17 protein-coding genes are annotated in these 16,715 nt (G+C 68.2%); 11 read left to right on the top strand and 6 right to left on the bottom strand.

Annotated features, from left to right (window positions below):
* Positions 1-749, bottom strand: a 749-nt coding sequence (locus ACLQ6X_RS16765) for an SPFH domain-containing protein (RefSeq protein WP_411701286.1), incomplete at its 3' end; no start/stop codon positions are given.
* A gap of 23 nt (positions 750-772) precedes the next feature.
* Entirely contained in the window at positions 773-1,249 is a 477-nt protein-coding gene (locus ACLQ6X_RS16760) for an NfeD family protein (RefSeq protein WP_411701284.1), read from the bottom strand.
* 83 nt (positions 1,250-1,332) lie between these two features.
* On the opposite strand from ACLQ6X_RS16760, the gene ACLQ6X_RS16755 reads away from it, so the two are divergent.
* The 7 genes from ACLQ6X_RS16755 (at position 1,333) to pgi (ending at position 8,726) form a co-directional block, all read left to right on the top strand.
* On the top strand, positions 1,333-2,094 hold the full coding sequence (locus ACLQ6X_RS16755) for an SDR family oxidoreductase (protein WP_411701283.1): 762 nt from the start codon (positions 1,333-1,335) through the stop codon (positions 2,092-2,094).
* Positions 2,087-2,548, top strand: a complete 462-nt coding sequence (locus ACLQ6X_RS16750) for an NUDIX hydrolase (protein ID WP_411701282.1) — start codon at positions 2,087-2,089, stop codon at positions 2,546-2,548. Before ACLQ6X_RS16755 ends, ACLQ6X_RS16750 begins: the two co-directional genes overlap by 8 nt.
* A 13-nt stretch (positions 2,549-2,561) precedes the next feature.
* The gene (locus tag ACLQ6X_RS16745; RefSeq protein WP_411701281.1) at positions 2,562-3,035 is read left to right on the top strand and encodes a heme-degrading domain-containing protein; all 474 of its coding nucleotides are present in this window, start codon (positions 2,562-2,564) and stop codon (positions 3,033-3,035) included.
* Between the two features lie 67 nt (positions 3,036-3,102).
* Positions 3,103-3,549 (top strand): helix-turn-helix transcriptional regulator, encoded by a 447-nt coding sequence (locus tag ACLQ6X_RS16740; RefSeq protein WP_411701280.1) that lies wholly within the window; start codon positions 3,103-3,105, stop codon positions 3,547-3,549.
* Between the two features lie 5 nt (positions 3,550-3,554).
* Positions 3,555-3,965: a VOC family protein gene (locus tag ACLQ6X_RS16735; protein ID WP_411701279.1), complete on the top strand. Its 411-nt coding sequence runs from the start codon at positions 3,555-3,557 to the stop codon at positions 3,963-3,965.
* 97 nt (positions 3,966-4,062) lie between these two features.
* Positions 4,063-6,450, top strand: a complete 2,388-nt coding sequence (locus ACLQ6X_RS16730) for an ATP-binding cassette domain-containing protein (RefSeq protein WP_411701278.1) — start codon at positions 4,063-4,065, stop codon at positions 6,448-6,450.
* A gap of 548 nt (positions 6,451-6,998) precedes the next feature.
* Positions 6,999-8,726 (top strand): glucose-6-phosphate isomerase, encoded by a 1,728-nt coding sequence (gene pgi / locus ACLQ6X_RS16725; protein WP_411701277.1) that lies wholly within the window; start codon positions 6,999-7,001, stop codon positions 8,724-8,726.
* A gap of 3 nt (positions 8,727-8,729) precedes the next feature.
* On the opposite strand, the gene ACLQ6X_RS16720 is transcribed toward pgi, so the two are convergent.
* Both ACLQ6X_RS16720 and ACLQ6X_RS16715 read right to left on the bottom strand, forming a co-directional pair.
* On the bottom strand, positions 8,730-9,347 hold the full coding sequence (locus ACLQ6X_RS16720; protein WP_411701276.1) for a response regulator: 618 nt from the start codon (positions 9,345-9,347) through the stop codon (positions 8,730-8,732).
* The gene (locus ACLQ6X_RS16715) at positions 9,344-10,591 is read right to left on the bottom strand and encodes a sensor histidine kinase (protein WP_411701275.1); all 1,248 of its coding nucleotides are present in this window, start codon (positions 10,589-10,591) and stop codon (positions 9,344-9,346) included. Before ACLQ6X_RS16715 ends, ACLQ6X_RS16720 begins: the two co-directional genes overlap by 4 nt.
* Positions 10,592-10,752: 161 nt before the next feature.
* Between ACLQ6X_RS16715 and ACLQ6X_RS16710 the strand changes: the two genes are divergently transcribed.
* The 4 genes from ACLQ6X_RS16710 (at position 10,753) to ACLQ6X_RS16695 (ending at position 13,755) form a co-directional block, all read left to right on the top strand.
* On the top strand, positions 10,753-11,322 hold the full coding sequence (locus ACLQ6X_RS16710; RefSeq protein WP_411701274.1) for a small multidrug efflux protein: 570 nt from the start codon (positions 10,753-10,755) through the stop codon (positions 11,320-11,322).
* A gap of 95 nt (positions 11,323-11,417) precedes the next feature.
* Positions 11,418-11,654, top strand: a complete 237-nt coding sequence (locus tag ACLQ6X_RS16705; protein WP_411701273.1) for a hypothetical protein — start codon at positions 11,418-11,420, stop codon at positions 11,652-11,654.
* A gap of 171 nt (positions 11,655-11,825) precedes the next feature.
* Positions 11,826-13,493 (top strand): alkaline phosphatase, encoded by a 1,668-nt coding sequence (gene phoA, locus ACLQ6X_RS16700; protein ID WP_411701272.1) that lies wholly within the window; start codon positions 11,826-11,828, stop codon positions 13,491-13,493.
* 49 nt (positions 13,494-13,542) lie between these two features.
* On the top strand, positions 13,543-13,755 hold the full coding sequence (locus ACLQ6X_RS16695) for a three-helix bundle dimerization domain-containing protein (RefSeq protein WP_411701271.1): 213 nt from the start codon (positions 13,543-13,545) through the stop codon (positions 13,753-13,755).
* Between the two features lie 69 nt (positions 13,756-13,824).
* Here ACLQ6X_RS16695 and ACLQ6X_RS16690 read toward each other — a convergent pair whose 3' ends face one another.
* Together ACLQ6X_RS16690 and lanKC are read right to left on the bottom strand one after the other, a co-directional pair.
* Positions 13,825-13,959, bottom strand: a complete 135-nt coding sequence (locus ACLQ6X_RS16690) for a class III lanthipeptide (protein WP_411701270.1) — start codon at positions 13,957-13,959, stop codon at positions 13,825-13,827.
* The gene (gene lanKC, locus ACLQ6X_RS16685) at positions 13,956-16,637 is read right to left on the bottom strand and encodes a class III lanthionine synthetase LanKC (protein WP_411701269.1); all 2,682 of its coding nucleotides are present in this window, start codon (positions 16,635-16,637) and stop codon (positions 13,956-13,958) included. The genes ACLQ6X_RS16690 and lanKC overlap by 4 nt, the downstream gene beginning before the upstream one ends.
* Between the last annotated feature and the right edge of the window lie 78 nt (positions 16,638-16,715).

The raw sequence follows: 16,715 nt of genomic DNA, 5'->3' as shown, positions 1-16,715 counted from the left end.
GCCTGGCCCTGTGCGGTCAGGAACTGCGCGGCTCGCTCACCCTCGGCTCGAAGAATCTGGCTCTGTCGTTCGGCCTCGGCGCCGAGGATCACTGCCTGCTTCTGTCCCTCAGCGGACAAGATCTGGGCGACTTTCTGACCCTCTGCCATCTTGATCGAGGATTCCCGCTGCCCTTCGGCGGTAAGGATCACCGCGCGCTTGTCGCGGTCGGCACGCATCTGCTTCTCCATCGAGTCCTGGATGGACAGGGGCGGCTCGATCGCCTTGAGCTCGACCCGACCGACCCGAATGCCCCACTTGCCGGTGGCTTCGTCGAGCACGATGCGCAGCTGGCTATTGATGTTGTCGCGGCTGGTGAGCGCCTCTTCGAGGTTCAGGCTTCCCACCACGTTGCGCAGTGTGGTCGTGGTCAGCTGCTCGACCGCGCCGAGGTAGTTGGCGATCTCGTAGGTCGCGGCGCGGGCGTCGGTGACCTGGAAGAACACGACGGTGTCGATCGAGACCACGAGGTTGTCCTCGGTGATCACCGGCTGCGGCGGGAACGAGACGACCTGCTCGCGCATGTCGATCAAGGGGCGCAGCCGGTCGATGAACGGAACCAGGATGTTGAGACCGGGCGTCAGCGTCTTGCGGTACTTGCCCAGCCGCTCGACCACGCCGGCATTCGCCTGCGGGATGATGCGGATGGAACGGAACAGCACCACGATCACGAAGACCACGATGACGACCAGGAAGATCACGAGAACGATCTGTCCGAAGAGTTCGCCGGAGTTCACAGTGCGGTCCTTTCAGAGGGCTCGACCACTGCGGTCGCCCCATCGATAGAGATGACGATTACGCGGTCGCCCATGTCGAGCGGATACGACGACGTCGTCGGCGTGAGCCGGGCCGTCCAGATCTCACCGTTGGAGAGCTTCACGTAGCCGTTGGCCCCCACGAAGTCGACGGTCACCGTCGCCGGCTGGCCGAGCAGCGCCTCGACGTTGCTGAGGGTCGGATCGTCGCCGCGGTGCAAGCGCCGGATGAGCGGCGGCCGCACGGCGAAGATCAGCAGCACGGCCACCACGGCGGCGATGACGATCTGCAGCCAGAAGTCGATCGGCGTGAAGCTCACCGCGAGACCGGCCACGCTACCGATGGCGAGCATGAGGAAGGTGAAGTCGAGAGTGAAGACCTCGATGAGGAGGAAAATCAGGATGAGCACAACCCACACGACCCAGGCGTATTCGATCAGGAATTCCAGCAGCATCGGTCGGCACCTCTCGCGTGTCGTATGGTCTTGAACCTAACACGCACCCCTGTCGGACGGGGCTATTGGTAGTCTCTTCTGTCGTGAGCACCCCAGTACAGCCCGGATCCCTGACCGGCAAACGCGCCCTTGTAACCGGATCGTCGAGAGGCATCGGTGCAGACACCGTTTCCTACCTCGCGGAGGGCGGCGCACGCGTCGTCGTCAACTACCGCAACAAGGAGGCGCGCGCGCTCAAGCTCGTCGCCGCCATCGAGGCGAAGGGCGGCTCGGCGATCAGTGTCGGAGCAGACCTGACCGACGAATCATCCGTCACCGAACTCTTCGACACCATCGCCGCGGAATTCGGCGGCCTCGACATCCTCGTGATGAACGCGTCGGGCGGCATGGAGAGCGGCATGGCCGAGGACTACGCCATGCAGCTCAACCGCGACGCCCAGGTGAAGCTGCTCGAGGCCGCGCTGCCGTTGCTCGCCCCCGGCGCCCGCGTGGTGTTCGTCACCAGCCATCAGGCGCACTTCATCCACACGGCCGAGACCATGCCGGAGTACCTGCAGGTCGCGCTCAGCAAGCGCGCCGGCGAAGACGCCCTGCGCGCCATGATCCCCGAGCTCGCGGAGAAGGGCATCGAGTTCGTCGTCGTCTCGGGCGACATGATCGAGGGAACCATCACCGCCACGCTGCTCGAGCGCGCCAACCCCGGTGCCATCGGCCAGCGCAAGGAAGCGGCCGGACGCCTGTACAACGTGAGCGAATTCGCCGCCGAGGTAGCCGCCGCCGCGGTCGAGCCCGTTCCCGAGAACAACACGCGCTATGTCGGCGACGTGAGCGGCTTCCGTGCCTAACCTGCACCACCACCGGCTCACCTCGCGCGTCGTGCTGTTCGACCGCGAGGGCCGGGTGCTGCTGTTCTACACGCTGGCGCCCGACACGAGCGGAATCTCGCGCTGGCTCACGCCCGGCGGGGGAGTGGACCCGGGAGAGAACCATTCGGATGCCGCGTACCGCGAGCTTTTCGAAGAGACCGGTCTCACCGGCGTCGACCTGGGCGAACCCGTCTACGAGCACGACTTCGATGTCGCGTGGGACAACGCCGACCACGACACCGGCCACGCCGTGTTCTACACGGCCGTCGTCGACAGCTTCGAGCCCTCGCACGACAACTGGACCGAAGACGAGAAGGTCGAGGTCTTTGAACACCGCTGGTTCAGTCTTGCCGAGCTCGAGGCGCTCACCGACAGCTTCGAGCCCGCCGACCTGGTCGAACTCGTCCGTACGAACCTGCCCGACCACTCATAGGAGAGTTGCCCCGATGACCGAAGACTTCGCCGCCCAGATCGCCGAAATCGAACAGCAGGAGGCCCGCCTCCAGTTCACCCGGTTCACCCACGCGGACGCCCTGGAACTCGGGCTGCTGCTCGTGCGTCTCGGCACCGAGCGCTCGCTCGGCATCACGATCGACATCACCAAGGGCGAGCAGCAGGTATTCCACGTCTCGCTCGCCGGCACGACGGCCGACAACGACGACTGGGTCGATCGCAAGACCCGCACGGTGAAGCGCTACTCTGCCAGCTCGTTTCTCGTCGGCCGCCGTTTCAAGCTGGAGAACAAGGACTTCAACGCGTCATCCGGCCTGCCCCTGTCGCTCTTCGCGGCCCACGGCGGGTGCTTCCCGATCGTGATCCGCGACGCCGGGATGGTGGGAACCGTGACCGTGTCCGGCCTCGCGCAGGCCGACGACCACGCCCTCGTGGTGGAAGCGCTCGAGCTGTTTCTGGGGCAGTGACGCGAGTCGAGCGGCCGTCGATTCGACCGCTAGACAAACCCGCGCGGCGGGTGGCAGTATCACGCTCGTGACGACCAAGCCGGACGACTCCCAGCGTTTGCGCGACCTCGCGCTGCTGCGTCGCGTGCGCGACCGCATCGACCGGGAGCACGCGCGGCCGCTCGACGTCGAGTCGCTCGCCCGCGGCGTCAACATGTCGGCCGGGCACCTGAGCCGGCAGTTCCGTCTCGCCTATGGCGAACCGCCCTACGCCTATCTGATGACCCGGCGCATCGAGCGGGCGATGGCCCTGCTGCGGCGCGGCGACCTGAGCGTCACCGAGGTGTGCTTCGCCGTCGGCTGCAGTTCGCTCGGCACATTCAGCACCCGCTTCACCGAGCTGGTCGGGGTGCCGCCGAGCGCCTACCGCGCCGCGGCCCACAGCACCTCGGGCCTGCCGAGCTGCATAGTGAAGCAGGTCACCAAACCGATCAGGAATCGAGAAGCGGCGCTCGCCTCTTCGCTCGTAGTGTGACGGGCATGAACATCACAATCCACTCCAGTTTCCTTCCGCACGACGACCCCGAGGCGGCTATCGCGTTCTATCGCGACGCGCTCGGATTCGAGGTGCGCAACGACGTCGGATACGAGGGCATGCGGTGGATCACCGTCGGCCCCGCCGGCCAACCCGACACCTCCATCGTGCTCGAACCGCCGGCCGCCGACCCCGGAGTCACCGACGACGAGCGCCGCACCATCGTCGAGATGATGGCGAAGGGCACCTACTCCGGGGTCAACCTCGCGACGCCCGACCTCGACGGCCTCTTCGCGCGGCTCGAGTCGAGCGGTGCCGAGATCGTGCAGGAACCGACCGATCAGCCCTACGGCGTGCGCGACTTCGCGGTGCGCGATCCCGCGGGCAACCAGATCCGCATCCAGCAGACGACGTGAGCGGTGAGGCTGCCGGGGGAGAGGCTGTCGGGGGGCAGCCCTATGCTCAGAGGTGGCCGACCCGAACGGCGGCCCGCATCGACGGATGGAGTCACTGATGACCACGGTTATGACCGCTGAAGAGTCGGCCGGTACGCACGCCACTGACAGCCACGACGTCATCCGGGTGCAGGGCGCTCGGGAGAACAATCTCAAAGACATCAGCGTCGAGATCCCCAAACGTCGGCTTACCGTCTTCACCGGCGTCTCCGGCTCGGGCAAGAGTTCGTTGGTGTTCAGCACCATCGCCGCGGAGTCGCAGCGGATGATCAACGAGACCTACAGTTCGTTCGTGCAGGGGTTCATGCCGTCGCTCGCGCGTCCCGACGTCGACGTGCTCGAGGGCATCACCACGGCGATCATCGTCGACCAGGAACGCATGGGTGCCAACGCGCGGTCGACGGTCGGCACCGCGACCGACGCCAACGCGATGCTGCGCATCCTGTTCAGCCGGCTGGGGGAGCCACACATCGGGTCGCCTCAGGCGTTCTCGTTCAACGTCGCGTCCATCTCGGGCGTCGGCGCCGTCACGATCGAGCGCGGGGGAGAGACGACGAAAGAGCGCCGCAGTTTCAGCATCACGGGCGGCATGTGCCCGCGGTGCGAGGGCATGGGCACGGTCAACGACATCGACCTCACGCAGCTCTACGACGACTCGAAGTCACTGAACGGCGGCGCCCTCACGATCCCCGGATACACCGCAGACGGCTGGGGCGTGCGCATCTATACCGGATCGGGCTTCGTCGACGGCGACAAGCCGATCCGCGACTTCACCGAGAAAGAGCTGCACGACTTTCTGCGTAAAGAGCCGACCAAGGTGAAGGTCGGCGACATGAACATGACATACGAGGGGCTCATTCCGCGGGTGCAGAAGTCGTTCCTGTCGAAAGACCGTGAGGCGATGCAGCCGCACATCCGGGCGTTCGTCGACAGAGCTGTCACGTTCACGGCCTGCCCCGACTGCGGCGGCACCCGGCTCAACGAGGGCGCCCGCTCGTCGCGCATCAACGGCATCAACATCGCCGAGGCCTGCGCAATGCAGATCAGCGACCTCGCCGGGTGGGTGCGGTCGATCGACGAGCCGTCGGTGGCGCCGCTGCTGCGAAACCTGCAGCACATCTTCGACTCGTTCAGCGAGATCGGGCTGGGATACCTGTCGCTCGACCGCCCCTCGGGCACGCTGTCCGGGGGAGAGGCGCAGCGCACCAAGATGATCCGGCACCTCGGGTCGTCGCTCACCGACGTCACCTACGTGTTCGACGAGCCCACGATCGGGCTGCACCCGCACGACATCCAACGCATGAACGCGCTGCTGTTGCAGTTGCGCGACAAGGGCAACACCGTGCTCGTCGTCGAGCACAAGCCGGAGGCCATCGCGATCGCCGACCACGTGGTCGATCTCGGACCACTCGCGGGAGCCCACGGCGGCCAGGTCATGTTCGAGGGCACCGTCGAGGGGCTGCGCGCGAGCGGCACGCTCACCGGGCGGCACCTCGACGACCGTGCGACGGTGAAGCCGTCGGTGCGCGGCGCCACCGGCGTGATGCAGGTGCGCGGTGCATCCGAACACAACCTCCGCGACGTCGACGTCGACATTCCGCTGGGGGTGCTCACGGTCGTCACGGGTGTCGCGGGGTCGGGCAAGAGCTCGCTCATCCACGGCTCGGTGGCCACCCGCGACGACGTGGTGTCGATCGACCAGGGCGCGATCAAGGGCTCGCGCCGCAGCAACCCGGCCACCTACACGGGCATGCTCGAGCCGATCCGCAAGGCGTTCGCGAAGGCCAACGGGGTGAAGCCGGCGCTGTTCAGCGCGAACTCCGAGGGCGCCTGCCCGAACTGCAACGGCGCCGGCGTCATCTACACCGACCTCGGCGTCATGGCGAGCGTCTCGACGACCTGCGAGGTGTGCGAGGGCAAGCGCTTCGACGCGGCGGTGCTCGACTACCACCTGGGCGGGCGCGACATCAGCGAGGTGCTCGGCATGCCGGTCGCGGAGGCGCTCGGATTCTTTGCCGAGGGGGAGGCGCGCATCCCTGCCGTGCACGCCATCCTGGCCCGGCTCGCCGACGTCGGACTCGGCTACATCAGCCTCGGGCAGCCGCTCACGACGCTCTCCGGCGGTGAGCGACAAAGGCTCAAGTTAGCGAGCCACCTGGGGGAGAAGGGTGGGGTCTACGTGCTCGACGAGCCGACCACAGGCCTGCACCTCGCGGACGTCGAGAACCTGCTCGGGCTGCTCGACCGGCTGGTCGACTCGGGAAAGACGGTCATCGTCATCGAGCACCATCAGGCCGTGATGGCGCACGCCGACTGGATCATCGACCTCGGACCCGGCGCCGGACACGACGGCGGACTTGTCGTCTTCGAGGGAACGCCGGCCGAGCTCGTGGCGGCGCGCTCGACGCTCACCGGCGAGCACCTGGCGGCGTACGTCGGCGCGTGAGCTCGTGGACGTCGCGTTCTGACGCGTTCTTACACCCGTCCCCGCCACATAACTGCGCGCTGATAATGCACATTATGTCAAGTGAGTGATTCCAAGGCCCCTAGTGCCGCCCGCCCTAGGCCGCCCCGCCCGACGCCGCCCCACCGACCCGTGCCCCAGACGTACCAAATGCAGGAGATTTCGCGTCGAGTCACACTTTGGCGCGGATCGGGCGGCCTCGCCGCAGAAATCTCCTGCATTTGGCACCAGGCCGGAAGATGAGCTTGCTTCGGATGCGCCTCGCGCGGCGCGGCTGGCGTGTGTGCGCGGTGCGAGCCGCCTTGCCCCGCACCGCGCCCTGGCGCTCGCGGCTGCGGCGCGAGGCGCATCCGCCCCGCCTTTTGGTCGCGAAATGCTCTATCTCGGCGTGCGATACAGCATCACGCGACCAAAACCGGCCCGCACCGGTCGCCCGGCTCCCCGACCGGGAATAGGGTTGATGGTGGCCCGCCTCGCATCGCCGCGGGAGTCGCGGGCCGCGCTTCATCCCGGCACCCAGGAGAACCACCTTGACCGAATCTGCCCCCGTCGATCCCACATCCACCGCCGCCTGGAAGAACCTCGCCGGCATCGCCGACGGCTTCTCCCCCGACCTGCGCGGCTGGTTCGACGCCGACGCCTCTCGCGCCGAGCGCTACACCTTCCAGGCCGCCGACCTCACCGTCGACCTGTCGAAGGGCCTCATCACCGAGGAGATCGTCGCGAACCTCATCCAGCTCGCGAAGGACGTCGACGTCACCGGGCGCTACCAGGCCATGATCACCGGCGAGCACATCAACGCCACCGAGGACCGCGCGGTCCTCCACACCGCGCTGCGCCGCCCGAAAGACGGCGAGAACCTCGTTCCGCCGAAGGGCTTCATCGTCGACGGCCAGGACGTCGACGCCGACGTGCACGCGACGCTCGACAAGGTCTACGCCTTCGCCGAGAAGGTTCGCTCGGGCCAGTGGACCGGCGTCACCGGCAAGCGCATCGAGACGGTCGTCAACATAGGCATCGGCGGATCCGACCTCGGCCCCGTCATGGTCTACGAGGCACTGAAGCCCTACGTGCAGGCCGGCATCGAGGTGCGTTTCGTCTCCAACATCGACCCGAACGACGTCTACGAGAAGACCGCCGGGCTCGACCCCGAGACGACGCTGTTCATCGTGGCATCCAAGACCTTCGGCACTCTCGAGACCCTCACCAACGCGCGTCTCGCCCGCGAGTGGCTGTGGGCAGAACTCGGCACGGCAGGGGCTCTGGATGACACGGACGAAGCGCGCACCGGCGCTGTCGCGAAGCACTTCGTGGCCGTGTCGACCGCCTTGGACAAGGTCGCGGCGTTCGGCATCGACCCGCAGAACGCGTTCGGGTTCTGGGACTGGGTGGGCGGCCGGTACTCGGTTGACTCCGCTATCGGAACGTCCGTGATCATCGCCATCGGCCCCGACAACTGGCGCGAGTTCCTCGCCGGCTTCCACGCGGTCGACGAGCACACCCGCACCGCGCCGATCGAGCGGAACGTGCCCGTGCTGATGGGCCTGCTCAACGTCTGGTACACCAACTTCCTCGGGGCGCAGAGCCACGCGGTGCTCCCCTACGCGCAGTATCTGCACCGTTTCCCCGCCTACCTGCAGCAGCTGACCATGGAATCCAACGGCAAGAGCGTGCGCTGGGACGGCTCCCCCGTGACGACCGACACCGGCGAGGTCTTCTGGGGCGAGCCGGGAACGAACGGCCAGCATGCCTTCTACCAGCTCATCCATCAGGGCACCCGGCTCATCCCCGCCGACTTCATCGCGGTCGCGAACCCCGCGCACCCGTTGAAGGACGCGACCGGCGACGGCGCGGGCGTCGAGCCCGGCCAGGACGTGCACACCCTCTTTATGGCCAACTTCTTCGCACAGACGAAGGCGCTGGCGTTCGGCAAGACCGCCGACGAGGTGCGCGCCGAGGGAACGAAGGAGTCGGTCGTACCGGCACGCGAGTTCGCCGGCAACCGCCCGACGACGTCGATCCTCGCGCCGGCGCTCACGCCGAGCGTCGTGGGTCAACTCATCGCGCTCTATGAGCACATCGTGTTCACCGAGGGCACCATCTGGGGCATCGACTCGTTCGACCAGTGGGGCGTGGAGCTCGGCAAGCAGCTCGCGCTGCAGATCACTCCCGCCGTGGCCGGCGACGCGGCCGCCCTCGCGACCCAGGACTCGTCGAGCAAGGCGCTCATCGCGAAGTACCTCGAGCTGCGGGAGTAGCGGCTAGATCCAGCCGCGCTCCCGGGCCATGAGCACGGCCTGCTGCCGGGTCTCGACGGACAGCTTGCTGAGCACCGTCGAAATGTGGTTGCGCACGGTGCCGGGTGCCAGTGAGAGGGCCCGCGCGATCTGCGCGGTGGTCTCGCCGTTGCTGCCCAGCCGGAGGACATCGAGTTCCCGGTTGGTCAGCGGGCAGCGCTCGTCGCTGAGGGCGTCGGCGGCGATCTCCGGGTCGATGAAGCGGGCGCCGGCGGCCACCTGACGGATGACCGCGGCCACCTCGCCGGCGTCGCGGGATTTCGGGAGGAATCCGGCCACGCCCGCGGTGAGTGCGCGGCGCAGCACGCCCGGACGAGCGTGCCGGGTCACGATCACGCACCGCGCGGAGATGGTGCGCCTCAGCCGCTCGGCGACTTCCACCCCGTCGAGGCCCGGCATCTCGAGGTCGAGCAGGCAGATGTCGGGCTTCAGCCGTTCGGCCTCGGCGACCGCGTGTTCTCCGTCGCTGCATTCCGCAATCACGTCGATGTCGCCCTCGAGCCGCAGCAGCGCGGCGAGGGCCGAGCGGATCATCACCTCGTCGTCGGCGATCAGGACCCTGATCTTCGCGCCGTCGGTCATAGCTCCGACTCCTCGGTCGCCGGTACCGTGACGATCACGGTGAAGTCGCTCTCGCCTCGCGCGATCTCGAGCGCTCCCCCGGCTTCCGCAGCGCGGCGGGCCAGGCCGTCGAGACCGGTGCCCTCCGAGCGCGCGCCGACCCGTGGTGAGCCCGGCGTCGGGATGGTGACGGGCGCGGCATCCGAATCGTTCGTTATCTCGTACCGCCAGAGGTCTCCCACTCTGGCGAGCAGGAGTGTGGCGCGTCGACCGCCGCCGTGGCGGAGGACGTTGGTCGTGGTCTCGCGGATGACCGGACCGAACAGGGATGCCGGCGCCCCGTCTGCATCCTGACCGACGACGGTTTCGGCAGCGATTCCGGCCGCGCGCAACAGGTCGCGGGCGTTGGCCAGCTCGTCGCGCAGCGGGACCGACCGGAACCGGGTCGCGAGGTCGCGCGTTCCCTGCCGAGCCTCGTCGACGCTGACGCGGGCGGCCCGCAGCTGTTCCAGCGCCGCGGCCGGATCGCTCGGCAGCAGTCGTTCCGTGAGCTCCAGCTGCAGGGCGATCACCTGCAGGTGATGGCCCTGCAGGTCGTGCACGTCGGTCGCGACATTGAGCCGCTCCTGGGTGGCCGCGAGCCGCGCCTCCGATACCCGGGCCCGGTCGAGGGTGATGAGAACGTCCCACCACCACAGCGACAGCACCGTCATGATCGGAAGGGCGGCGGAGATGTAGCCCAGCGGGAAGTAACCGTTCGTGATGTCGAACGAGCCGTCCAAAATCATCCGGGCGTCGATCACCCAGAGGCACGCCAGCACGGCGGTTATCGCCAGCACCACCCGCGTGCGCTCCGCTTGCGGCCGGTCCAGCAGCTGCAACGACTGCGCCACGGGAACCACGAGCAGCAACCAGAGTCCCGAGAGCGAGAAGGCGAACACCCCGTACCCGACCGCGATCACGATCGGGAGCAGCACCGGGCGCCACCGCAGAGCGGTGGGTTCGCCGGTTCGATGCCGGTAGGCGAGAAGGAGAGGGAGGGTAGACCCGCACCAGATCAGCCCGCCCACCAACACGGCGACCGTCGCGACGCCCTGAAACCCGCCCTGCCGAAGAGTTCCGGCCCAGGTCAGCACGAGAATCACCTCGAACAGCACGATCGCCGACGCCGTGTACCACCAGGTGACGCGAACACCGCGGGACGTCGCCCGCACCGGGAGCGAGCGCGGTTCTCGCGATGCGGGAATCTGGGTGTGCGTAGTCACCCCACCACTGTAGGTCCCTGACATTTGTCACGGATGGCGCGGGTGGAAAGCCCGGAAACCGATGACATTCCGACACTGCCGAAGACGCGGCAAACGCGGTGGACTGATCGAAGTGCGGCGGGACCGACCGGGTCCCGCCCCGAAAGAGAAAGAGTTCTTCGATGGATATCGTCGCGAATTTCCAAGACCTGGTTGCCCAGGTGCCCGAGCTTGTCCAGCCCGTCATCGTCGCCCTCGCCGGCGCAGTCCCGTTCATCGAGGGAGAGGGTGCCACGACGATCGGGATCCTCGGAGGGCTCAACCCCGTGGTCGCCGTCGCGGCGGCCGCGATCGGAAACTTCCTCTGCGTGCTCGTGCTGGTGCTTCTCACGTCGGGGGCGCGGTCGGCAATCGTCAACCGCCGCACCGCCGACGAGGTGGTATTGGCTACGGGAGGTACGCGTTCCGCCTCTGCGCCCGACGAGACGATCCGCGCGATGGATGAGGACTACGCCATGTCCGGCCGGAAGGCGGCTCGGATGGCGAAGTTCCAGCGCGCTCTCGATCGCTACGGCGTGCCCGGGGTGAGCCTGCTCGGCCCACTTCTGCTGCCCACGCAGTTCACCTCCACGATGCTCGCCGCCGGAGGCTTCGGCAAGGCTCGCGTGCTGTTCTGGCAGGCGATCGCGATCCTCGTCTGGTCGACCGTGTTCGGCGTCGTCATCAGCCGCGTGGTGCAGGGCGCCAACTGATAGTGAAGTCGCGCCGCTCTCGTTTCCTATGCGTTCACCTCGGCCGTCTACGGTTGCCGCGACACACGAGCACGCTGGTCGACGAGGAGGGCCCGATGACCACCACCGAGACGTTCGAACTGGTCGCTGCGGCGCCGGGGCGCTGGGACATCCGTCTGCATGATTCCCTCACCGCGATCGGCTCGATCTGGCGGGCCGACGGCGAGTTCGTGCTCTACGACTGGCTCGACCGTCGTTTAGGAGCGTTCAGAACCGTGGATGACGCGGCGCACAGCTTCGTCGGAGGCGCGAGCAACATCGTCCGCGGTTCACGGCACCTCGGCGCCGCCTGATCCGTCGATCGCGACACGCCTGACACCCGTTCGGGGGTCACGTTTCGGCCCGGTTTCATGCTGCGTTAACCTCCCGGCCACCGGCGAGCGGGAATTTGGAGGTGGCTCCGGTCCCGGAGTCATCCCTCCGAACTGCGGAGCACCTCAATGAAGAAATCGACCCGAGCGGCAGTGACCACACTCTCCGCTCTTGCAGTTGGAACGACGCTTCTCCTGCCCGGTATCGCGCTCGCCGCGAACCCCGCCCCCGACAACCTCGCCGTCAATGCCGGCGCCACCCGCCACGACCCGAACGACGACGCCAGCCGCACGGTCAAGAAGGCCATCGACTCGGGCGACGCCAAGAACGTCATCCTGCTGATCGGCGACGGCATGGGCGACTCCGAGATCACCGTCGCGCGCAACTACCAGTACGGCGCGGCCGGGCACCTCCCCGGCATCGACACCCTCCCCCTCACCGGCCAGTACACGACCTACTCGCTCTACCGGGAGGGCGCGAACAAGGGCAAGCCCGACTACGTGCCCGACTCGGCCGCGACCGGTTCGGCCTGGGCCACGGGAACCAAGACCTACGACAACGCCGTGTCGGTCGACATCGACCAGGTGCCGCAGCCGACGATCCTCGAGATCGCCAAGGCGAACGGGCTGAAGACCGGCAACGTCACCACCTCGGAGATCCAGGACGCGACGCCCGCCGTGCTGGTCTCTCACGTGGACGCCCGCAGCTGCTACGGCCCCGACTCCCCGACGTGCGGCAACGACGCGCTCGCGGCCGGCGGTCTCGGCTCGATCAGCGAGCAGCTGATCGGCACCCGCGCCGACGTGACCCTCGGCGGCGGCTCCGCGTCGTTCACCCAGACGGCCAAAGCCGGCGCCTACGCGGGGCAGACCCTGTTCGACCAGGCGGCCGCCCGCGGCTACCAGGTGGTGGGCGACGCCGCCGGGCTGGCCTCCGTCACCTCGGCGAACCAGAAGGCGCCCCTGCTCGGCCTCTTCACGGAGAGCAATTTCCCCACCCGCTACGCGGCGACCGCCGCCACCGTGGGTGGCGCCGACCTGCCCCCGGTGACGTGCCAGCCGAACCCGCAACGACTCGCCACCGAGCTGTCGCTGGGTTCTCTCACCACCAAGGCGCTCTCGCTGCTCGACAACAAGAACGGCTTCTTCCTCCAGGTCGAGGGCGCGAGCATCGACAAGCGCGACCACGCGGCCGACGCGTGCGGGCAGATCGGCGAGACCGTCGACTTCGACGAGGCCGTGCAGGCGGCGCTCGCGTTCGCCGAGAAAGACGGGGACACGCTCGTACTCGTCACGGCAGACCACGCCCACTCGAGCCAGATCGTCGACTCGACTCCCCCGACCTCGCTGAGCACGGCCCTCACCACGGCCGACGGCACGGTGATGAAGGTCTCGTACGGCACCGCGGCGGCGGGCGGTTCGCAGCAGCACACCGGTTCGCAGCTGCGCATCGCGGGCTACGGCCCGGGGGCGGCGAACATCGTGGGGCTCACCGACCAGACCGACACCTTCTTCACCATGGCGAACTCGCTCGAGCTCGAACGAGACACGGCCGCCCTCAGCGACCGCGCCCGGCTCTCGATCGACCGCTCGGCGAAGCCTGGCGCTACGGTAACGCTGAAGGCCGACCGATTCGGCGGAGATCGACAGCTGTCGGGCACCGTCTCCCCGGGCGACACGCCTCTCGGCCCGGTCGACGTGGTCGACAGCTCGGCGGCCTTCTCGTTCACGGCGCCGACCGAACCCGGCGACTACACCGTGACCGTTGTGGGCGCGCAGTCGGGCAAGCAGGTGACCGCGAAGTTCACCGTCCGGAAGTGAGAGGGTTACGTTTCTTGACCAGCTCCCGTCGTATCGTGCACACTCAATTGTGACCACAGACGTAGACGACGAAGACACCATCCGACAGGTCGTAGACCGGCTGCAGGAAAAGCTCCCCGACACACCGAGAGACGAGCTCGAGCGCGTAGCGCGCGAAGAGTTCGAATCGCTCTCGGGGCGTCCGGTGCGCGACTACCTGTCGATCCTCACCGAGCGCGCCGCGCGAAAACGCATCAAGCGCGACAGCAAGGTCGCTTCCTAACTGACGCAACAGATCGGGCCGGCAGATCCCCCCTCGGGATGCTGCCGGCCCGTTCCGTCGTTAACCGTGTTAGCAGAGCACCTGGGAGGTCGTGCTGATGCAAACGGTCAGGCTGAAGGTGCTGGCGAGCTGGTTGCGGTGCTGGCTGCCGGCGGTTTCGTCGAGCTTCTGAAGCGTGAGGAGGTAGCGCATGGTGGGTGTCACCTCCCCCGCTGCGACGTCGGTTCGGCGTCGGCGAAGTGTTTCGCCGCCGGGCTGAGCAACGGCAGCAGGTTCTGCCAGCCGTCGCGCGCTCCGTCGTAGACGCTCAGGCCGTAGGCCTGAAGCGCGGTCAGGATGCCGGCGGCACCCGTGGCCAGGTCGCACGACAAGCGCAACAGACCCTGGCCGGGAAACCCGACGCCGGTGCTGTGGCGCACCGCGTGCAGCTGCAGTGCTGCGACGTGGGCGGCCAACGCCGTGTCGGTTTCGGGGGTGGAGAGACCCGCGCGAGAGATCGCGACGAGATAGTGGATGAGACCGGCACGCCCGTAGAAGAGTCCGGGTTCGATCGCGAAGGGCGCACACGCGGCGGCGGTTATCGCGTCGATCGCCTCGAGATACCGCCTCGGATCGGCGACGAGCGGTAGCAGCTCGGCCGCGACCATGCCGATGCCGGCGGAGCCTGTGGCCAGGTACGGCATCAGCCGCCATCCCTCGTTCACCTGCAGCGAACCGTCGTCGGCGAGCGTGCAGTGGGCGAGGTCGTAGTCGAGGGCGTCTTGGGCCAGCCGCAGATGGGCGGCGTCGCCTGTGCGCTGGTACAGCCGCAGGGCGAACAGCGCCGTTCCGGTCGCGCCCCACATCAGCCCGCCGCGGCCCGTGCGCACGCTCGGCTGCGGGTCGTTCGCGTCGGGAACCGGTCGGCGGTCGTGGTGCTCGCGCAGCAGCTCGGCGATGCGGGCCAGCTGCCACTCGACTTCTTCGAACCGCTCGACCTCGCCGAGCAGGTAGAGGCCGATGCCGGGCAGCCCGCCGTAGAGGTCGGCGCCGAGAGAGTCGAGGTCGACCCGCAGCAGGCGCTCGAGCAGGTCGTCGGCGAGGTGGTCTTCGCCGATCTGGCGCTGCAGCCAGGCCGCGCCCGCGAGCCCGTCGTAGAGTCCCGGTCGCGACTGCGGCGCGTCGGTCGCGGCGCCCAGCCAGTCGAGCGCCTGCGGGTCGAGTTCGAGGCTCGTCGACTCGAGCGCGTGGATCACCCCGGCGGCACCGTGCGCGAGTCCGTAGCCGTTGTCGTCGAACTGGCGCGGGTCGCCGGGCCACGCCCGGTCGTTGCGCGAGAAGTCGGCGCTGGCGTCGAGCGAACGGCCGATCATCACCTGCAGCGCGAGGATGGCGTCCTCGCTGTCGGTGCGCCAGGTGCGCACGGCGGCGTCGGCGTCTCGCACGAGCCTGCTGCGCGTCGCGAGCGACTCCCGGCCGGGCAGCCCCAGGTCGGCGCGGATCTCATCGATCCAGTCGTCGTCGAGCGCGTAGTTGTCGCGGGCGCTATCGAGCAGTTCGTCGGCCTTGAGCGGGTCGAGCGCGAGCAGCGGCGTGAGCGGCACGAACAGGAACAGCTTGAGGCAGGCGAGGGCGTACCGGTCTGCGCCGACGCCGCCGTGCGCTGCCGGGTCGGCGTTGGCTGGGGCGACGAAGCCCGGCGCCCCGATGAGCACGCGGCCGGCATCGGCCACCGGCTGGCACATCTCGAAGTCGAGCAGCACCACGCGGCCCTCGCCGGTGAGCAGCACGTTGCCGGGGTGCAGGTCGCCGTGCACGTAGCCGAGCGCGTGCACCCGCTCGAGCGCGGCCTGGGTCTGCGCGGCCACGTCGAGCGCCCACTGCCGGTACTCGAGGTGGTCCGCCGCCGTGGTCTTCGCCCGGATCGCGGGGCTGCGTGCCACGACGGCGGAGTTCAGATTGTCACCGTCGACAAAGTCGAGTGCGAGAAATCGGTGGCCGTGCAGGTCGACGGATGCGCGCACGCCGACGACCGTGTCATCCGCCAGGGCGCGTAAGCGGCTCTCTTCGTCTGTGAGACGGGCCACCGCGTCGCGGCCGTCGGGCGTGAGTCCGGCGTGGGGCCGCGCCTCCTTGAGGATGACCCGCTCCCCCATGGCATCCGTCGCCTCGTAGACGCCGCCCGCGTTCGAGTAGTGCAGCACCCGGGTGATCCGGTAGGCGAACTCGTCGGGCGCCTCCTCGTCGCCGAGCGCGACAAGCTGCTCGCGCAGGAACGCCGGCAACTCGACCCACGGCGGGGGCGTGAAACCGGCGGTGCGCTGATCTTCGACCAGGTCGCCGTCGGGGGCGCGGATCGCGAGCAGGTCTTCGCCGTCGTCGCCGCGCACGGTGAGACGGGCGAAGGCGCCGTAGCGCAAGTAGAGCGGACCGGCGCCGTAACGCAGGTCGGAGAGGATGTACGGTCCGGGCCGCCCGCCGACCAGCGAGTCGAGTGCGAGCAATGCGTCGCGCAGCTGCGTGTCGTCCGCGGGGTAGACCGTGATGAACTTGCCCGAGCCGGCGCGGTCGGCGTCTTTAGCATTGCGCGAGACGAGGGCCTCGGCGGTGGGCGCGTACTTGAAGGGAAGGCCGGCGGCGTTGCAGTAGCCCGACACGAGGCGCAGGATCTCGGCGGCTCCCGCCGGTGTCGACGACACGTGGATCTTCCAGCCCTGCTCCGGCAGGCTCGAATCGCGAGGGCGCCATCCCGACCAGTCGTCGTCGGTGTCGTGGCGCCATCCGGCCCAGTCGCTCTGCGCGTCGGGAACGAAGGTATCCACGCGCCGCGCCGCCGAACCGCGCGACGGCGTGTCATAGAAGAACGGGTCGGCGCGCGCGAAGCTCAGGTGGGTCAGAGGCACGGGAGAAGCTTCGCCGCAATACACCCTCGAGCGCGTCTGCCGAAAGTTACTATTCGGGCTATGCCGTTCGGCTGAGTG

Origin of the sequence: Conyzicola sp., assembly GCF_046714715.1 — a bacterium.
Classification (GTDB): Bacteria; Actinomycetota; Actinomycetes; order Actinomycetales; family Microbacteriaceae; genus Conyzicola.
The sequence above is the reverse complement of the archived record's forward strand: the minus strand, read 5'-3'. Positions and strand labels throughout refer to the sequence as shown.